Source organism: Escherichia sp. XD33, from assembly GCF_019375075.1.
Taxonomy (GTDB): domain Bacteria; phylum Pseudomonadota; class Gammaproteobacteria; order Enterobacterales; family Enterobacteriaceae; genus Enterobacter; species Enterobacter flexneri_A.
The window spans coordinates 1-18,753 of sequence record NZ_JAENDM010000065.1 but is presented as its reverse complement, the minus strand read 5'-3'; the positions used below and the strand labels follow the sequence as shown (position 1 = coordinate 18,753).

The following is an 18,753-nucleotide window of genomic DNA, read 5'->3' as shown; positions in this document are numbered from 1 at the left end:
TGGCAGGTTCCGGCCTTCACTCTCGGCGGTGAAGCCACCGACATCGTGGTGATGCGCATTATGTGTCGTCGCGGCTTCGAAATGGACTTTGCTGAACTGTTGCTGGAAGACTACAAAGCTTCCCTGAAATATCTCAGCGATCACCCGAAACTGCAGGGTATTGCCCAACAGAACAGCTTTAAACATACCTGATAACGTTTAACGGTAACGGTGTCCCGAAACGAACCCGTTTCGGGACAATTTCCAAAGTCTGTTCACTGGCATTAGCAACGGAAAATATTGTTCTGAATACGCTTCAGAACAAAACAGGTGCGGTTCCGACAGGAATACCGTTTTAGGGGGATAATATGGCTACATCAGTACAGACAGGTAAAGCTAAGCAGCTCACATTACTTGGATTCTTTGCCATAACGGCATCGATGGTAATGGCTGTTTATGAATACCCTACCTTCGCAACATCGGGCTTTTCATTAGTCTTCTTCCTGCTATTAGGCGGGATTTTATGGTTTATTCCCGTGGGACTTTGTGCTGCGGAAATGGCCACCGTCGACGGCTGGGAAGAAGGTGGTGTCTTCGCCTGGGTATCAAATACTCTGGGGCCGAGATGGGGATTTGCAGCGATCTCATTTGGCTATCTGCAAATCGCCATTGGTTTTATTCCGATGCTCTATTTCGTGTTAGGGGCACTCTCCTACATCCTGAAATGGCCAGCGCTGAATGAAGACCCCATTATCAAAACTATTGCAGCACTCATCATTCTTTGGGCGCTGGCATTAACGCAGTTTGGTGGCACGAAATACACGGCGCGAATTGCTAAAGTTGGCTTCTTCGCCGGTATCCTGTTACCTGCATTTATTTTGATCGCATTAGCGGCTATTTATCTGCACTCCGGTGCCCCCGTTGCTATCGAAATGGATTCGAAGACCTTCTTCCCTGACTTCTCTAAAGTGGGCACCCTGGTAGTATTTGTTGCCTTCATTTTGAGTTATATGGGCGTAGAAGCATCCGCAACCCACGTCAATGAAATGAGCAACCCAGGGCGCGACTATCCGTTGGCTATGTTACTGCTGATGGTGGCGGCAATCTGCTTAAGCTCTGTTGGTGGTTTGTCTATTGCGATGGTCATTCCGGGTAATGAAATCAACCTCTCCGCAGGGGTAATGCAAACCTTTACCGTTCTGATGTCCCATGTGGCACCAGAAATTGAGTGGACGGTTCGCGTGATCTCCGCACTGCTGTTGCTGGGTGTTCTGGCGGAAATCGCCTCCTGGATTGTTGGTCCTTCTCGCGGGATGTATGTCACAGCGCAGAAAAACCTGCTGCCAGCGGCATTCGCTAAAATGAACAAAAATGGCGTACCGGTAACGCTGGTCATTTCGCAGCTGGTGATTACGTCTATCGCGTTGATCATCCTCACCAATACAGGTGGCGGTAACAACATGTCCTTCCTGATCGCACTGGCGCTGACGGTGGTGATTTATCTGTGTGCTTATTTCATGCTGTTTATTGGCTACATTGTGTTGGTTCTTAAACATCCTGACTTAAAACGCACATTTAATATCCCTGGTGGTAAAGGGGTGAAACTGGTCGTGGCAATTGTCGGTCTGCTGACTTCAATTATGGCGTTTATTGTTTCCTTCCTGCCGCCGGATAACATCCAGGGTGATTCTACCGATATGTATGTTGAATTACTGGTTGTTAGTTTCCTGGTGGTACTTGCCCTGCCCTTTATTCTCTATGCTGTTCATGATCGTAAAGGCAAAGCAAATACCGGCGTCACTCTGGAGCCAATCAACAGTCAGAACGCACCAAAAGGTCACTTCTTCCTGCACCCGCGTGCACGTTCACCACACTATATTGTGATGAATGACAAGAAACACTAACCATGTCTGAATGGTTATAAGACAAGGGAGCGATAATTCATCGCTCCCTTTTTCGTGCTTGCTGTCGTATTGACTTAACGGGGATAAGTACGAGAATGAGCGCACATCTGTTTACCGGAAACCAGCACATATGGATATCTGCTCCCGAAACGAGAAATTAGCGATTAGAAGACCGGCGATACTGGTTGCACTGGCACTTTTACTGTGTAGTTGTAAAAGCACGCCTCCAGAGTCCATGGTGACACCACCAGCGGGTTCAAAGCCACCAGCCACGACGCAACAATCGTCACAACCGATGCGTGGCATCTGGCTGGCCACGGTGTCTCGCCTCGACTGGCCACCGGTTTCCTCGGTTAACATTAGTAACCCCACCAGCCGGGCCCGTGTACAACAACAGGCGATGATCGACAAACTGGATCATCTGCAACGTCTCGGTATAAACACGGTCTTTTTCCAGGTCAAGCCGGACGGTACCGCCCTGTGGCCATCGAAAATTTTGCCGTGGTCCGATCTTATGACCGGTAAGATTGGTGAAAATCCGGGTTACGATCCGCTGCAATTTATGCTCGACGAAGCCCACAAGCGTGGAATGAAAGTACACGCCTGGTTTAACCCCTATCGCGTATCGGTTAATACGAAGCCCGGTACTATCAGGGAACTGAATAGCACTCTGTCTCAACAACCGGCGAGCGTCTATGTGCAACACCGTGACTGGATCAGAACGTCTGGCGATCGCTTTGTCCTCGACCCGGGCATCCCTGACGTTCAGGACTGGATCACATCAATAGTCGCAGAAGTGGTTTCCCGCTATCCGGTAGATGGCGTGCAGTTTGACGACTATTTCTATACGGAGTCACCGGGTTCACGGCTAAATGATAACGAAACGTACCGTAAATACGGAGGCGCATTTGCGTCAAAAGCAGACTGGCGGCGCAACAATACTCAGCAGTTAATTGCAAAGGTATCGCACACCATTAAAAGCATTAAGCCGGGAGTCGAATTTGGTGTTAGCCCGGCAGGCGTGTGGCGTAACCGATCACACGATCCGCTCGGTTCCGATACCCGAGGCGCGGCAGCCTATGACGAATCCTACGCTGACACCCGTCGATGGGTGGAACAAGGATTGCTGGATTACATTGCTCCCCAAATTTACTGGCCGTTCTCACGGAGTGCCGCGCGTTATGACGTGTTGGCAAAATGGTGGGCGGATGTCGTTAAACCGACCAGGACCCGCCTGTATATCGGTATCGCCTTCTATAAAGTGGGTGAACCCTCAAAGATAGAGCCAGACTGGATGATTAACGGCGGCGTACCGGAACTGAAAAAGCAGCTCGATCTTAACGATGCGGTACCAGAAATTAGCGGCACCATCTTGTTCCGTGAGGACTATCTGAATAAACCGCAGACTCAACAAGCGGTCAGCTATCTGCAAAGTCGTTGGGGCAGTTAAACTCCCATTCTTACTTTGTAACAAGCCGGTGCTTTACCCACCGGCTTGTTACCCTCTTGAACTATCCCACTACTAATCATGCTTACTAAAGTCAAATTAACCACGCAATTAACCACACTTAGTTAAACAGCCATAAATCCCCTAATAAAAATGTATGAATATGAAAAAACATACGATATTCGCTGTCACCGAAAAATAATTACGATGGGCTATACTCTTCTGAAGAACAGTAGCGTAGATTAAAACTCTCCTAAGTCGCTTATTTCTTTTCAGTATATCTTCATATTTCAGGAGAATATGGTGCAGTTAGTCGATCTCGCACGTTGCGTTTCGTTTTGATTCCGTCTGATTTCCCAGCCTTATAAGGGTGTGAATTATGGAGATGTATTTTAAAAGAATGAAAGATGAGTGGACCGGACTTGTCGAACAGGCAGATCCTCTCATTCGTGCTAAAGCCGCAGAAATTGCCGTTGCGCATGCTCATTATCTGAGTATCGAGTTTTATCGAATTGTCCGCATCGACCCGCATGCCGAAGAATTCTTGAGTAATGAACAAGTTGAGCGGCAGTTGAAAAGTGCGATGGAACGCTGGATTATTAACGTGCTTTCTGCCCAGGTTGACGATGTCGAAAGGCTAATACAAATCCAGCATACCGTCGCGGAAGTGCATGCCCGCATAGGAATTCCGGTAGAAATTGTCGAGATGGGGTTTCGGGTGCTGAAAAAAATCCTCTATCCGGTAATCTTCTCTTCGGATTATTCCGCCGCAGAAAAACTTCAGGTCTATCATTTCTCGATTAACAGTATTGATATCGCGATGGAAGTGATGACCCGCGCGTTTACCTTTAGTGACAGTAGTGCCTCAAAGGAAGATGAAAACTATCGTATCTTCTCGTTGCTGGAAAACGCCGAAGAAGAAAAAGAACGGCAAATAGCCTCAATACTTTCATGGGAAATAGATATTATCTATAAAATCCTGCTGGATTCTGATTTAGGCAGTAGTTTGCCTTTAAGCCAGGCTGATTTTGGCCTGTGGTTTAACCATAAAGGTCGACATTATTTTAGTGGCATTGCCGAAGTAGGCCATATCTCCCGTCTGATTCAGGATTTCGACGGTATATTCAATCAAACCATGCGTAACACCAGGAATTTGAATAACAGAAGTCTGCGGGTGAAATTTTTATTACAGATAAGAAATACTGTATCGCAAATTATTACCTTGCTGCGTGAATTGTTTGAAGAAGTATCGCGCCACGAAGTCGGTATGGATGTACTGACGAAATTACTTAACCGCCGCTTCCTGCCGACTATCTTCAAACGCGAAATTGCCCATGCCAACCGGACCGGTACACCGCTGTCAGTGCTGATTATTGACGTTGATAAATTCAAAGAGATCAACGATACGTGGGGCCATAACACTGGCGATGAAATTCTGCGTAAAGTCTCTCAGGCCTTTTATGACAACGTCCGCAGTAGTGATTATGTTTTTCGCTACGGGGGCGATGAATTTATCATTGTTTTGACTGAAGCTTCTGAAAACGAAACGTTACGTACCGCAGAACGTATTCGCAGTCGGGTGGAGAAAACCAAACTGAAAGCCGCAAACGGCGAGGATATTGCCCTCTCACTTTCCATCGGTGCCGCCATGTTTAATGGTCATCCTGACTATGAGCGCCTCATTCAAATAGCCGATGAAGCTCTGTATATCGCCAAAAGACGAGGTAGAAACCGTGTTGAACTCTGGAAAGCCAGTCTTTAGATGCGCCAGGATGCAGAGGTAATCATGAAGCTAACCGATGCGGAAAATGCCGCCGATGGCATTTTTTTCCCCGCCCTTGAACAAAATATGATGGGCGCGGTGTTAATTAACGAAAATGATGAAGTGATGTTTTTCAACCCCGCCGCAGAGAAGCTCTGGGGGTACAAACGTGAAGAAGTCATTGGCAATAACATTGATATGCTGATTCCGCGGGATTTGCGTCCTGCGCATCCTGAATACATTCGTCATAACCGTGAAGGTGGTAAAGCGCGCGTCGAGGGGATGAGTCGGGAGCTGCAGCTGGAGAAAAAAGACGGCAGTAAAATCTGGACCCGTTTTGCGCTATCGAAAGTGAGCGCCGAGGGGAAAGTTTATTACCTGGCGCTGGTACGGGATGCCAGCGTAGAAATGGCGCAAAAAGAACAGACCCGACAATTGATTATTGCCGTTGACCATCTCGACCGACCGGTGATTGTCCTCGATCCGGAACGCCATATTGTGCAGTGCAATCGCGCATTTACCGAAATGTTTGGTTACTGCATTAGCGAAGCCAGCGGTATGCAGCCCGATACACTCCTGAACATTCCTGAATTCCCTGCCGATAACCGCATTCGTTTACAACAGTTGCTATGGAAAACCGCCCGCGATCAGGACGAATTTCTGCTGTTGACGCGCACCGGTGAAAAAATCTGGATTAAAGCCTCTATCAGCCCGGTTTATGACGTGCTCGCGCATCTGCAGAACCTGGTAATGACTTTCTCGGATATCACCGAAGAACGGCAAATCCGCCAGCTTGAAGGCAATATTCTCGCCGCCATGTGCAGCAGCCCGCCATTTCATGAAATGGGGGAAATCATTTGTCGTAACATCGAATCTGTACTCAACGAATCGCATGTTTCGCTGTTCGCACTGCGCAACGGGATGCCGATACACTGGGCGTCATCTTCCCACGGTGCAGAAATTCAAAATGCGCAAAGCTGGTCAGCGACCATTCGTCAGCGTGATGGCGCGCCTGCGGGGATCCTGCAAATTAAAACCTCGTCAGGAGCAGAAACCAGCGCCTTTATCGAACGCGTGGCAGATATCAGCCAGCATATGGCCGCGCTGGCGCTGGAACAGGAAAAAAGCCGTCAGCATATTGAACAACTCATCCAATTTGATCCGATGACCGGTCTGCCAAATCGCAATAACCTGCACAATTACCTCGATGACCTGGTCGACAAAGCCGTCTCTCCGGTGGTGTATCTCATCGGTGTTGACCATATTCAGGATGTGATTGATAGCCTTGGCTATGCGTGGGCCGATCAGGCATTGCTGGAAGTGGTCAATCGCTTTCGTGAAAAACTCAAACCGGATCAGTATCTCTGTCGTATCGAAGGTACGCAGTTTGTCCTCGTGAGCCTGGAAAACGACGTCAGTAACATTACCCAAATCGCCGATGAGCTACGGAATGTGGTCAGCAAGCCGATAATGATTGACGATAAACCCTTCCCGCTTACCTTGAGTATTGGCATCAGCTACGACGTGGGTAAAAACCGCGATTACCTGCTCTCCACTGCTCACAATGCAATGGATTATATTCGCAAGAATGGCGGTAACGGCTGGCAGTTCTTCAGCCCGGCGATGAACGAAATGGTAAAAGAGCGTTTGGTTTTAGGCGCAGCGCTGAAAGAAGCGATTAGCAATAACCAACTGAAACTTGTTTACCAGCCGCAAATCTTCGCAGAAACGGGTGAACTGTACGGCATCGAAGCCCTTGCGCGCTGGCACGATCCCCAGCATGGTCATGTGCCCCCTTCACGGTTTATTTCCTCTCGCAGAAGAGATTGGTGAAATCGAAAATATTGGGCGCTGGGTCATCGCGGAAGCTTGCCGTCAGTTAGCAGAATGGCGTAGCCAGAATATTCATATCCCGGCGCTTTCCGTTAACTTGTCGGCACTGCACTTTCGCAGTAATCAACTGCCTAATCAGGTGTCTGATGCAATGCACGCCTGGGGTATTGACGGCCACCAGCTGACGGTAGAAATCACGGAAAGCATGATGATGGAACACGATACCGAAATCTTTAAGCGCATTCAGATCCTGCGTGATATGGGCGTGGGCTTATCGGTAGATGATTTTGGTACGGGCTTTTCCGGATTATCCCGCTTAGTCAGTCTTCCGGTAACGGAAATCAAAATTGACAAAAGTTTTGTCGATCGTTGTCTGACCGAAAAACGCATCCTTGCCTTACTTGAAGCCATTACCAGCATTGGGCAAAGCCTCAATTTAACCGTCGTGGCGGAAGGCGTCGAAACCAAAGAGCAATTTGAGATGCTACGCAAGATCCACTGTCGCGTTATTCAGGGATATTTCTTTTCCCGCCCCCTACCCGCCGAAGAAATTCCAGGCTGGATGAGCAGCGTGTTACCGCTGAAAATCTGACAAATTCCTCTCGCCCGCACTCGCGGGTTTTCATTTAACGTGACACTGTCACTTAAATACTGTGATTTCAGCTACGATTCCGGGAGATTCCTTCCTTAACTTCCCCTCTTGCACCAAAACTGCACTACGCTGCACAAATGTTGATCAAAAGTTAAAAAATATAACTTTAAGCCAGCATTCTGGCGCTTATCCCGGCATGGCATGAGATCTGCATAAGCGGAAAGCGCAGCAATTTTTGTCTTATACAGGAACCGTTTATGTCGGATACCACCGAACTGGTTGATTTAGCCGTAATCTTCCCTGATCTGGAGATCGAATTGAAATACGCCTGCGCTGATAACATCACAGGTAAAGCTATTTATCAGCAAGCGCGTTGTCTGCTACACAAGGATGCGATTACCGCGCTGGCGAAAAGTATCAGTATCGCCCAGCTGTCAGGCTTACAACTGGTGATTTACGATGCGTATCGCCCACAACAAGCACAGGCGATGTTGTGGCAAGCCTGCCCAGACCCGCAATATGTTGTTGATGTGACGGTCGGTTCTAATCACAGCCGTGGCACGGCGATCGACCTGACGCTTCGTGATGAGCACGGGAACATCCTCGATATGGGCGCAGGGTTCGATGAAATGCACGAGCGCTCCCATGCCTATCACCCTTCCGTCCCGCCCGCCGCTCAGCGCAATCGGCTGTTGCTGAATGCGATAATGACTGGTGGCGGTTTTGTCGGTATCTCCAGCGAATGGTGGCACTTCGAATTACCCCAGGCAGCGAGTTACCCTCTGCTCGCTGATCAATTCACCTGTTTTATATCCCCTGGCACACAACACGTCAGTTAATCAGGAAACTGTCATGAAGAGATCGATACCGTTTCGTCCCACATTGCTCGCGCTCGTCCTTGCCACAAATTTCCCGGTTGGGCACGCCGCCGTACCGAAAGATATGCTGGTGATTGGTAAGGCCGCCGATCCACAAACCCTCGACCCGGCGGTAACAATAGATAATAACGACTGGACGGTGACCTACCCGTCTTATCAGCGGCTGGTTCAGTACAAAACGGACGGTGATAAAGGCTCAACCGACGTTGAAGGCGATCTGGCAAGTAGCTGGAAAGCGTCTGACGATCAAAAAGAGTGGACGTTCACCCTGAAGGACAATGCTAAATTTGCCGATGGCACACCGGTCACTGCCGAAGCAGTAAAACTCTCTTTTGAGCGGCTACTAAAAATCGGCCAGGGGCCAGCAGAAGCATTTCCCAAAGATTTAAAGATTGATGCTCCCGACGAACATACGGTGAAGTTTACCCTTAGCCAGCCATTCGCACCGTTCCTCTACACGCTGGCGAATGACGGTGCATCCATTATCAATCCGGCGGTCTTAAAGGAACATGCAGCGGATGATGCTCGCGGCTTCCTCGCGCAAAATACCGCCGGTTCCGGACCATTTATGCTGAAAAGCTGGCAAAAAGGTCAGCAATTAGTTCTGGTGCCAAATCCGCATTACCCCGGCAATAAACCGAACTTTAAGCGAGTATCGGTAAAAATTATCGGTGAAAGTGCCTCCCGTCGCCTGCAGCTCTCCCGTGGCGACATTGACATTGCCGATGCGCTGCCGGTGGATCAACTCAACGCCCTGAAGCAGGAAAATAAAGTCAATGTGGCAGAGTATCCGTCACTGCGCGTCACCTATCTGTATCTGAATAACAGCAAAGCGCCACTTAATCAGGCGGATCTGCGTCGGGCCATTTCCTGGTCTACCGATTATCAGGGCATGGTTAACGGCATTCTGAGTGGTAACGGAAAACAGATGCGCGGCCCGATTCCGGAAGGCATGTGGGGCTACGATGCGACGGCAATGCAATACAACCATGACGAAACGAAAGCCAAAGCCGAATGGGATAAAGTGACGAGCAAACCCACCAGCCTGACGTTTCTCTACTCCGATAACGATCCGAACTGGGAGCCTATTGCTCTGGCGACACAATCCAGTCTCAACAAGCTGGGCATCAATGTGAAGCTGGAAAAGCTGGCGAACGCCACCATGCGCGACAGAGTGGGTAAAGGTGATTACGACATTGCGATTGGCAACTGGAGTCCGGATTTTGCCGACCCGTATATGTTTATGAATTACTGGTTTGAGTCAGACAAAAAAGGTCTGCCGGGTAACCGCTCGTTCTATGAAAACAGTGAGGTCGATAAGTTACTGCGCAATGCGCTTGCGACCACCGACCAGACGCAGCGTACCCGGGACTACCAGCAGGCACAGAAAATCGTCATTGATGACGCTGCTTATGTGTACCTGTTCCAGAAAAACTACCAACTGGCGATGAACAAAGAGGTGAAAGGCTTTGTGTTCAATCCCATGCTGGAACAGGTCTTCAATATCAATACCATGAGTAAATAACGTGACCTTCTGGAGTATTTTACGCCAACGCTGCTGGGGGCTGGTGCTCGTGGTGGCGGGCGTCTGCGTGATTACGTTTATTATCTCGCATCTGATCCCTGGCGATCCGGCGCGGTTACTGGCGGGTGACCGCGCCAGCGATGCTATCGTGGAAAATATTCGCCAGCAACTGGGACTGGACCAGCCACTGTATGTACAGTTTTACCGCTACGTCAGCGACCTGTTTCATGGTGACCTGGGAACATCCATTCATACCGGGCGTCCGGTGCTGGAAGAGTTGCGTATATTTTTCCCGGCGACGCTGGAACTGGCTTTTTGTGCCCTGCTGCTGGCACTCCTGATTGGCATCCCGCTGGGCATACTCTCTGCAGTCTGGCGAAATCGCTGGCTGGATCATCTGGTGCGAATAATGGCCATTACCGGAATCTCCACACCTGCGTTCTGGCTTGGACTGGGCGTCATTGTGCTGTTTTATGGTCATCTGCAAATTCTTCCCGGCGGCGGAAGGCTTGATGACTGGCTGGATCCACCAACGCACGTTACCGGCTTTTATCTGCTCGATGCGCTGCTTGAAGGCAACGGTGAAGTCTTCTTCAATGCGTTGCAACATCTCATCTTACCGGCATTAACGCTGGCGTTCGTTCACCTGGGAATTGTCGCTCGCCAGATCCGCTCAGCGATGCTGGAACAATTGAGTGAAGACTACATTCGTACCGCCCGGGCCAGCGGCTTGCCCGGCTGGTATATCGTTTTATGTTATGCGCTACCCAATGCGTTGATCCCATCGATTACCGTATTGGGTCTGGCGCTGGGCGATTTGTTGTATGGCGCAGTGCTCACCGAAACCGTTTTTGCCTGGCCCGGAATGGGTGCATGGGTAGTAACATCAATACAGGCGCTCGACTTCCCGGCAGTGATGGGCTTTGCCGTCGTGGTTTCATTTGCTTATGTGCTGGTCAACCTGGTGGTGGATTTGCTCTATTTGTGGATTGATCCGCGTATCGGACGTGGAGGTGGTGAATGATGCTAAGCGAGGAAACGTCCGCCGTACGCCCACAAAAACAAACGCGATTTAACGGTGCAAAACTGGTATGGATGCTGAAAGGCAGTCCGCTCACCGTGACTGGCGCAGTCATCATTGTATTAATGCTATTGATGATGATTTTTTCACCGTGGCTTGCGACGCATGATCCCAACGCCATTGATTTAACCGCCCGCCTTTTGCCGCCTTCTGCGGCGCACTGGTTTGGCACCGATGAAGTGGGACGCGATCTGTTCAGCCGCGTACTGGTCGGCAGTCAGCAATCAATTCTCGCCGGATTAGTCGTGGTTGCCATTGCGGGTATGATTGGTTCGCTACTCGGATGTCTATCCGGTGTGCTTGGCGGACGCGCAGACGCCATCATCATGCGCATCATGGACATTATGCTGTCGATTCCTTCGTTGGTACTGACAATGGCACTGGCTGCCGCTCTCGGGCCGAGTTTGTTTAACGCCATGCTGGCTATTGCTATTGTGCGAATTCCCTTTTATGTGCGCCTGGCGCGGGGGCAAGCATTAGTTGTACGCCAGTATACCTATGTTCAGGCGGCGAAAACCTTTGGCGCGTCTCGTTGGCATCTGATCAACTGGCATATTTTACGTAACTCCCTGCCGCCGCTGATCGTGCAGGCATCGCTGGATATCGGTAGCGCGATTTTAATGGCCGCCACGTTGGGATTTATTGGCCTGGGTGCTCAACAACCGAGTGCTGAATGGGGCGCGATGGTAGCAAATGGTCGCAACTATGTACTCGATCAGTGGTGGTATTGCGCATTTCCGGGGGCAGCGATTTTGCTTACCGCCGTCGGGTTTAATCTCTTTGGTGATGGTATTCGCGATCTGCTTGACCCGAAAGCAGGAGGAAAGCAGTCATGACCCAACCCGTTCTGGACATCCAACAACTGCATTTGAGTTTCCCCGGTTTTAACGGTGATGTTCACGCGCTCAACAATGTGTCCTTGCAGATTAACCGCGGTGAAATTGTCGGTCTGGTGGGAGAATCCGGCTCAGGTAAATCAGTCACCGCAATGCTGATTATGCGTCTGCTACCGATGGGCAGTTATTGCGTACATCGGGGGCAGATTTCACTGTTGGGAGAAGATGTTCTTAACGCTCGGGAAAAACAGCTTCGTCAGTGGCGCGGCGCACGAGTGGCGATGATCTTTCAGGAACCGATGACCGCCCTTAATCCGACACGTCGAATAGGTCTTCAGATGATGGACGTGATCCGCCATCATCAACCAATAAGTCGTCGGGAAGCCAGAGCTAAAGCGATTGCCCTGCTGGAAGAGATGCAAATCCCGGATGCCGTGGAAGTTATGTCGCGCTATCCGTTTGAGCTTTCAGGTGGTATGCGCCAGCGGGTAATGATTGCGCTGGCATTCTCCTGCGAGCCGCAATTGATTATTGCCGACGAACCGACTACGGCGCTGGACGTCACGGTGCAGTTGCAGGTACTGCGTTTGCTTAAACATAAAGCCCGCGCCAGTGGAACTGCGGTTCTGTTCATCAGCCATGATATGGCCGTGGTGTCGCAACTGTGCGATAGCGTTTACGTGATGTATGCCGGAAGCGTAATTGAAAGCGGCGTGACGGCAGACGTTATCCATCATCCCCGGCATCCGTATACCATTGGTTTGCTGCAATGCGCACCAGAACATGGAGTACCACGCCAGCTATTACCCGCCATTCCAGGGACGGTACCAAACCTCACCCATTTGCCTGACGGCTGCGCTTTTCGCGATCGTTGCTATGCGGCAGGTGCACAGTGTGAAAACGTCCCGGCGCTGACAGCGTGTGGTGACAACAACCAGCGCTGTGCCTGTTGGTATCCGCAGCAGGAGGTTATAAGTGTCTGACACGTTATTAACGTTACGCGACGTCCATATCAATTTCCCGGCCCGTAAAAACTGGCTTGGTAAAACTACGGAACATGTTCATGCCATTAATGGTATTGATTTACAGATCCGCCGTGGTGAAACCTTAGGGATCGTCGGCGAGTCAGGCTGCGGCAAAAGCACCCTCGCACAGCTTTTAATGGGTATGCTGCAACCGAGCCACGGGCAGTACATCCGTTCTGGCTCACAACGCATTATGCAGATGGTGTTTCAGGACCCGCTCTCTTCGCTTAATCCGCGCTTACCGGTGTGGCGCATCATCACAGAACCGCTCTGGATAGCTAAGCGTAGTAGTGAACAACAGCGGCGAGCGTTGGCAGAGGAGTTGGCTGTGCAGGTGGGTATTCGTCCGGAGTATCTCGACCGCCTGCCTCATGCGTTCTCCGGCGGGCAGCGGCAACGTATCGCCATTGCCAGAGCACTCTCTTCGCAGCCTGACGTGATTGTGCTTGATGAGCCAACCTCTGCGATGGATATCTCCGTTCAGGCGCAGATCCTCAATTTACTGGTAACGCTACAGGAAAATCACGGGCTGACCTATGTGCTGATTTCACACAATGTCTCGGTGATACGTCATATGAGCGATCGGGTGGCGGTGATGTATCTCGGGCAGATTGTAGAACTGGGCGACGCGCAGCAGGTGCTGACGGCACCTGCACATCCATACACCCGATTATTGCTGGATTCCCTCCCCGCCATTGATAAACCGCTGGAGGAAGAATGGGCATTACGTAAAACGGATCTGCCGGGAAACCGCACGTTGCCGCAAGGCTGTTTTTTCTACGAACGTTGCCCGCTGGCAACCCACGGATGTGAAGTCCGGCAATCATTAGCAATAAGGGAGGACGGACGTGAGCTCCGGTGCTGGCGGGCGCTGTAGAGATGCTAACAACGCATCAGGCATTCACGCGCCTGACGCGTCATCCGGCAATGCTTTACGATTTCAACTGGTAATCCAGCGTAATTTCCGCTTTCAGTACCTGAGAGACCGGGCATCCTGCTTTTGCTTTCTGGATTATGCCGTCAAAGGTAGAGGCATCAATACCCGGCACCGCAACTTCACTCTTCAGTGCGATTTTCGTAATCGCAAAACCGGCATCCACTTTATCCAGCGACACATCGGCGGTGGTATCAATCGATGTTGGCGTGAATCCCGCTTCCCCCAGCATTAATGAAAGCGCCATTGAGAAACATGCGGCATGCGCTGCGCCAATCAGTTCTTCAGGGTTGGTTCCTTTTTCGCCTTCAAAACGCGTGTTAAATCCATACGGCTGTTGGTTCAGCACGCCACTCTCGGTGGATACTGTTCCCTTCCCGCGTTTGATATCGCCTTCCCAGTGTGCCTGACCTTTCTTATGGATTGTCATTGTTGCTCTCCTGTGGGCTTAAAAAGGAAATTATAGACTACGTGAGAAACAGCACGAGGATAAGCAGGATATTCCGAATAAAATCCGGCGAAAATATTACTTCTGCACTTAAATTAAATTCCCACAATAGATTACCGGGAATATATAACCCAAAAGATATTGTATCAATATTAATCGGATCATACCAATCACAATCCCTATGAATATCATGGTGTTAAAATATAAAAATCATCAACCAGGACTAATCTTAACAACGAAGCGGCAAATATTTGCCATGCTGAATGTGCTTTATAAATCTGCGATCCGTAGCAGACACCATAAATACACAGACACGGAGAATCACTATGTTTACTTATTATCAGGCAGAAAATTCAACAGCAGAACCCGCTCTGGTTAATGCCATTGAGCAAGGCCTTCGGGCACAGCATGGTGTTGTCACTGAAGATGACATTCTCATGGAGCTGACCAAATGGGTTGAAGCTTCTGATAACGACATCCTCAGTGATATCTACCAGCAAACGATCAATTATGTGGTCAGTGGCCAGCACCCTACGCTTTAAGGTGCTATGCTTGATCGGCAACCTAATTTAGGGGTTTAGCACGTGTTTCTTCGCTACGGCGATGTTGTCCTTAAAACTAGCTACAGGATTGAGGAGTTAAAATGAAATCGAACCGTCAGGCACGTCATATTCTTGGACTGGACCATAAAATTTCTAACCAGCGCAAAATAGTTACCGAAGGTGACAAATCCAGCGTAGTAAATAACCCAACCGGCAGAAAACGCCCCGCTGAAAAGTAATTCATAACCATCAGTCCTCAATGACGATTAAACACCATTGCCTGCGCAATGGTGTTTTTGTTTTTATCTGCTTTATACTTGAGGCCGACGCCCTGGCGGTAAAGCAAAGACGATAAAAGCCCCCCAGGGATGGATATTCAAAAAAGAGTGAGTGACATGGAACCAAAAACAAAAAAACAGCGTTCGCTTTATATCCCTTACGCTGGCCCTGTACTGCTGGAATTTCCGTTGTTGAATAAAGGCAGTGCCTTCAGCATGGAAGAACGCCGTAACTTCAACCTGCTGGGGTTACTGCCGGAAGTGGTCGAAACCATCGAAGAACAAGCGGAACGAGCATGGATCCAGTATCAGGGATTCAAAACCGAAATCGACAAACACATCTACCTGCGTAACATCCAGGACACTAACGAAACCCTCTTCTACCGTCTGGTAAACAATCATCTTGATGAGATGATGCCTGTTATTTATACCCCAACCGTCGGCGCAGCCTGTGAGCGTTTTTCTGAGATCTACCGCCGTTCACGCGGCGTGTTTATCTCTTACCAGAACCGGCACAATATGGACGATATTCTGCAAAACGTGCCGAACCATAATATTAAAGTGATTGTGGTGACTGACGGTGAACGTATTCTGGGGCTTGGTGACCAGGGCATCGGCGGGATGGGCATTCCGATCGGTAAACTGTCGCTCTATACCGCCTGTGGCGGCATCAGCCCGGCGTATACCCTTCCGGTGGTGCTGGATGTCGGAACGAACAACCAACAGCTGCTTAACGATCCGCTGTATATGGGCTGGCGTAATCCGCGTATCACTGACGACGAATACTATGAATTCGTTGATGAATTTATCCAGGCTGTGAAACAACGCTGGCCAGACGTGCTGTTGCAGTTTGAAGACTTTGCTCAAAAAAATGCGATGCCGTTACTTAACCGCTATCGCAATGAAATTTGTTCTTTTAACGATGACATTCAGGGCACTGCGGCGGTAACAGTCGGCACACTGATCGCAGCAAGCCGCGCGGCAGGTGGTCAGTTAAGCGAGAAAAAAATCGTCTTCCTTGGCGCAGGTTCAGCGGGATGCGGCATTGCCGAAATGATCATCTCCCAGACCCAGCGCGAAGGATTAAGCGAGGAAGCGGCGCGGCAGAAAGTCTTTATGGTCGATCGCTTTGGCTTGCTGACTGACAAGATGCCGAACCTGCTGCCTTTCCAGACCAAACTGGTGCAGAAGCGCGAAAACCTCAGTGACTGGGATACCGACAGCGATGTGCTGTCACTGCTGGATGTGGTGCGCAATGTAAAACCAGATATTCTGATTGGCGTCTCAGGACAGACCGGGCTGTTTACGGAAGAGATCATCCGTGAGATGCATAAACACTGTCCGCGTCCGATCGTGATGCCGCTGTCTAACCCGACGTCACGCGTGGAAGCCACACCGCAGGACATTATCGCCTGGACCGAAGGTAACGCGCTGGTCGCCACGGGCAGCCCGTTTAATCCAGTGGTATGGAAAGATAAAATCTACCCTATCGCCCAGTGTAACAACGCCTTTATTTTCCCGGGCATCGGCCTGGGTGTTATTGCTTCCGGCGCGTCACGTATCACCGATGAGATGCTGATGTCGGCAAGTGAAACGCTGGCGCAGTATTCACCATTGGTGCTGAACGGCGAAGGTATGGTACTGCCGGAACTGAAAGATATTCAGAAAGTCTCCCGCGCAATTGCGTTTGCGGTTGGCAAAATGGCGCAGCAGCAAGGCGTGGCGGTGAAAACCTCTGCCGAAGCCCTGCAACAGGCCATTGACGATAATTTCTGGCAAGCCGAATACCGCGACTACCGCCGTACCTCCATCTAAGCCTGCGCCCGGTAGTGAAGGCTACCGGGCTATTTCCCTCTCCCTTTTTCAGATCTCATCCATACTGGGTAGTGGCGAATAAATCTCATTTGCCTCACCTGCTATGCAGAACATCATCCGAAAAGGAGGAACTATGAAGGCTGCAGTTGTTACGAAGGATCATCATGTTGACGTTACGTATAAAACACTGCGCTCACTGAAACATGGCGAAGCCCTGCTGAAAATGGAGTGTTGTGGTGTATGTCATACCGATCTTCATGTTAAGAATGGCGATTTTGGTGACAAAACCGGCGTAATTCTGGGCCATGAAGGCATCGGTGTGGTGGCAGAAGTGGGTCCAGGTGTCACCTCATTAAAACCAGGCGATCGTGCCAGCGTGGCGTGGTTCTACGAAGGATGCGGTCATTGCGAATACTGTAACAGTGGTAACGAAACGCTCTGCCGTTCAGTTAAAAATGCCGGATACAGCGTTGATGGCGGGATGGCGGAAGAGTGCATCGTGGTCGCCGATTACGCGGTAAAAGTGCCAGATGGTCTGGACTCGGCGGCGGCCAGCAGCATTACCTGTGCGGGAGTCACCACCTACAAAGCCGTTAAGCTGTCAAAAATTCGTCCAGGGCAGTGGATTGCTATCTACGGTCTTGGCGGTCTGGGTAACCTCGCCCTGCAATACGCGAAGAATGTCTTTAACGCCAAAGTGATCGCCATTGATGTCAATGATGAGCAGTTAAAACTGGCAACCGAAATGGGCGCAGATTTAGCGATTAACTCACACACCGAAGACGCCGCCAAAATTGTGCAGGAGAAAACTGGTGGCGCTCACGCTGCGGTGGTAACAGCGGTAGCTAAAGCTGCGTTTAACTCGGCAGTTGATGCTGTCCGTGCAGGCGGTCGTGTTGTGGCTGTCGGTCTACCGCCGGAGTCTATGAGCCTGGATATCCCACGTCTTGTGCTGGATGGTATTGAAGTGGTCGGTTCGCTGGTCGGCACGCGCCAGGATTTAACTGAAGCCTTCCAGTTTGCCGCCGAAGGTAAAGTGGTGCCGAAAGTCGCCCTGCGTCCGTTAGCGGACATCAACACCATCTTTACTGAGATGGAAGAAGGCAAAATCCGTGGCCGCATGGTGATTGATTTCCGTCACTAAGAGGCCTTTGCTGCGACTGCCATGTTCGGGTCGCAGCATCGCACACTCTCCAACATGAAATGGCTAAATGGATTATTGTTGCGTAGGAAGGAACAATAATGATAGTGTTCCAGTGAAGGAACGCTACTGAGAGTAAAGACACTAATGAAAATGGCCAATCATCCCCGCCCGGGGGACATTATTCAGGAATCACTGGACGAACTTAATGTCAGCCTGCGCGAGTTTGCCAGAGCAATGGAAATTGCTCCCTCAACGGCAAGCCGATTGCTGACAGGACAAGCAGCTTTGACGCCAGAAATGGCGATTAAACTTTCCGTGGTGATCGGCAGTTCGTCGCAAATGTGGCTGAATCTGCAAAACGCCTGGAGTCTGGCAGAGGCAGAAAAAACAGTGGATGTGTCGCGATTACGCCGTCTGGTTACGCAATAAAAAAATGGCACTTTATAAAGCGCCATTTAGAACTGATGACAAACGCAACATTGCCTGATGCGCTACGCTTATCAGGCCTACACGTTCACTGCAATCTATTGGATTTGAAGGGTTTTCATGCCGGATAAGGCGTTCACGCCGCATCCGGCATGAACAAAGCCTACGTTGTCTACAATATGAAAATGTACTGCACCCATTTTGTTGGACGATGAAATGGAATAGCCCCTAATATGTCAAAGCCAAAATACCCTTTTGAAAAGCGCCTTGAAGTCGTGAATCACTACTTCACAACTGATGATGG

15 protein-coding genes and 2 pseudogenes are annotated in these 18,753 nt (G+C 50.1%); 16 read left to right on the top strand and 1 reads right to left on the bottom strand.

Translation table 11 applies throughout. From position 1 onward, the window contains the following. The 11 genes and pseudogenes from K0778_RS22555 to K0778_RS22500 all read left to right on the top strand — a co-directional run. Nucleotides 1-192, top strand: a pseudogene (locus K0778_RS22555) (glutamate decarboxylase); the annotation flags it as partial. Between the two features lie 155 nt (nucleotides 193-347). Continuing rightward, nucleotides 348-1,883 carry an acid resistance gamma-aminobutyrate antiporter GadC gene (gene gadC, locus K0778_RS22550; RefSeq protein ID WP_021542110.1) on the top strand — a complete coding sequence of 512 codons (1,536 nt, stop codon included), beginning with the start codon at nucleotides 348-350 and terminating at the stop codon, nucleotides 1,881-1,883. 130 nt (nucleotides 1,884-2,013) lie between these two features. Next, nucleotides 2,014-3,333, top strand: coding sequence for a family 10 glycosylhydrolase (locus K0778_RS22545; RefSeq protein WP_000350350.1), 1,320 nt, complete (start codon nucleotides 2,014-2,016; stop codon nucleotides 3,331-3,333). 376 nt (nucleotides 3,334-3,709) lie between these two features. After that, nucleotides 3,710-5,092: a diguanylate cyclase DosC gene (gene dosC, locus K0778_RS22535; RefSeq protein WP_000426272.1), complete on the top strand. Its 1,383-nt coding sequence runs from the start codon at nucleotides 3,710-3,712 to the stop codon at nucleotides 5,090-5,092. A gap of 24 nt (nucleotides 5,093-5,116) precedes the next feature. Further along, nucleotides 5,117-7,517 (top strand): annotated as a pseudogene (gene dosP, locus K0778_RS22530) (oxygen-sensing cyclic-di-GMP phosphodiesterase DosP). Between the two features lie 257 nt (nucleotides 7,518-7,774). Continuing rightward, entirely contained in the window at nucleotides 7,775-8,356 is a 582-nt protein-coding gene (ddpX, locus tag K0778_RS22525; protein WP_001285834.1) for a D-alanyl-D-alanine dipeptidase, read from the top strand. A gap of 13 nt (nucleotides 8,357-8,369) precedes the next feature. Further along, on the top strand, nucleotides 8,370-9,920 hold the full coding sequence (locus K0778_RS22520) for an ABC transporter substrate-binding protein (RefSeq protein WP_153449123.1): 1,551 nt from the start codon (nucleotides 8,370-8,372) through the stop codon (nucleotides 9,918-9,920). Nucleotide 9,921: 1 nt separating this feature from the next. After that, nucleotides 9,922-10,944 carry an ABC transporter permease gene (locus K0778_RS22515; RefSeq protein ID WP_063084454.1) on the top strand — a complete coding sequence of 341 codons (1,023 nt, stop codon included), beginning with the start codon at nucleotides 9,922-9,924 and terminating at the stop codon, nucleotides 10,942-10,944. Continuing rightward, nucleotides 10,941-11,837, top strand: a complete 897-nt coding sequence (ddpC, locus tag K0778_RS22510; protein WP_000979608.1) for a D,D-dipeptide ABC transporter permease — start codon at nucleotides 10,941-10,943, stop codon at nucleotides 11,835-11,837. The genes K0778_RS22515 and ddpC overlap by 4 nt, the downstream gene beginning before the upstream one ends. After that, entirely contained in the window at nucleotides 11,834-12,820 is a 987-nt protein-coding gene (locus K0778_RS22505; protein WP_000193517.1) for an ABC transporter ATP-binding protein, read from the top strand. Before ddpC ends, K0778_RS22505 begins: the two co-directional genes overlap by 4 nt. After that, complete coding sequence (locus tag K0778_RS22500; protein ID WP_001285557.1) at nucleotides 12,813-13,739, top strand: ABC transporter ATP-binding protein; 927 nt, start codon at nucleotides 12,813-12,815, stop codon at nucleotides 13,737-13,739. The genes K0778_RS22505 and K0778_RS22500 overlap by 8 nt, the downstream gene beginning before the upstream one ends. A 55-nt stretch (nucleotides 13,740-13,794) precedes the next feature. Here K0778_RS22500 and osmC read toward each other — a convergent pair whose 3' ends face one another. Then, a complete protein-coding gene (gene osmC, locus K0778_RS22495; RefSeq protein WP_000152305.1) occupies nucleotides 13,795-14,226 on the bottom strand; it encodes a peroxiredoxin OsmC in 432 nt (143 codons plus the stop codon). Between the two features lie 344 nt (nucleotides 14,227-14,570). On the opposite strand from osmC, the gene bdm reads away from it, so the two are divergent. From bdm to K0778_RS22470, 5 genes are all read left to right on the top strand, one after another. Next, complete coding sequence (gene bdm / locus K0778_RS22490) at nucleotides 14,571-14,786, top strand: biofilm-dependent modulation protein (protein WP_000495771.1); 216 nt, start codon at nucleotides 14,571-14,573, stop codon at nucleotides 14,784-14,786. Nucleotides 14,787-14,887: 101 nt separating this feature from the next. Then, entirely contained in the window at nucleotides 14,888-15,025 is a 138-nt protein-coding gene (sra, locus tag K0778_RS22485; protein WP_000841554.1) for a stationary-phase-induced ribosome-associated protein, read from the top strand. Nucleotides 15,026-15,181: 156 nt separating this feature from the next. Continuing rightward, complete coding sequence (gene maeA / locus K0778_RS22480; RefSeq protein ID WP_000433476.1) at nucleotides 15,182-16,879, top strand: malate dehydrogenase; 1,698 nt, start codon at nucleotides 15,182-15,184, stop codon at nucleotides 16,877-16,879. Between the two features lie 133 nt (nucleotides 16,880-17,012). Next, entirely contained in the window at nucleotides 17,013-18,023 is a 1,011-nt protein-coding gene (gene adhP, locus K0778_RS22475) for an alcohol dehydrogenase AdhP (RefSeq protein ID WP_000642433.1), read from the top strand. Between the two features lie 144 nt (nucleotides 18,024-18,167). Then, entirely contained in the window at nucleotides 18,168-18,452 is a 285-nt protein-coding gene (locus K0778_RS22470; protein ID WP_063084453.1) for a HigA family addiction module antitoxin, read from the top strand. The last annotated feature ends 301 nt before the right edge of the window (nucleotides 18,453-18,753 follow it).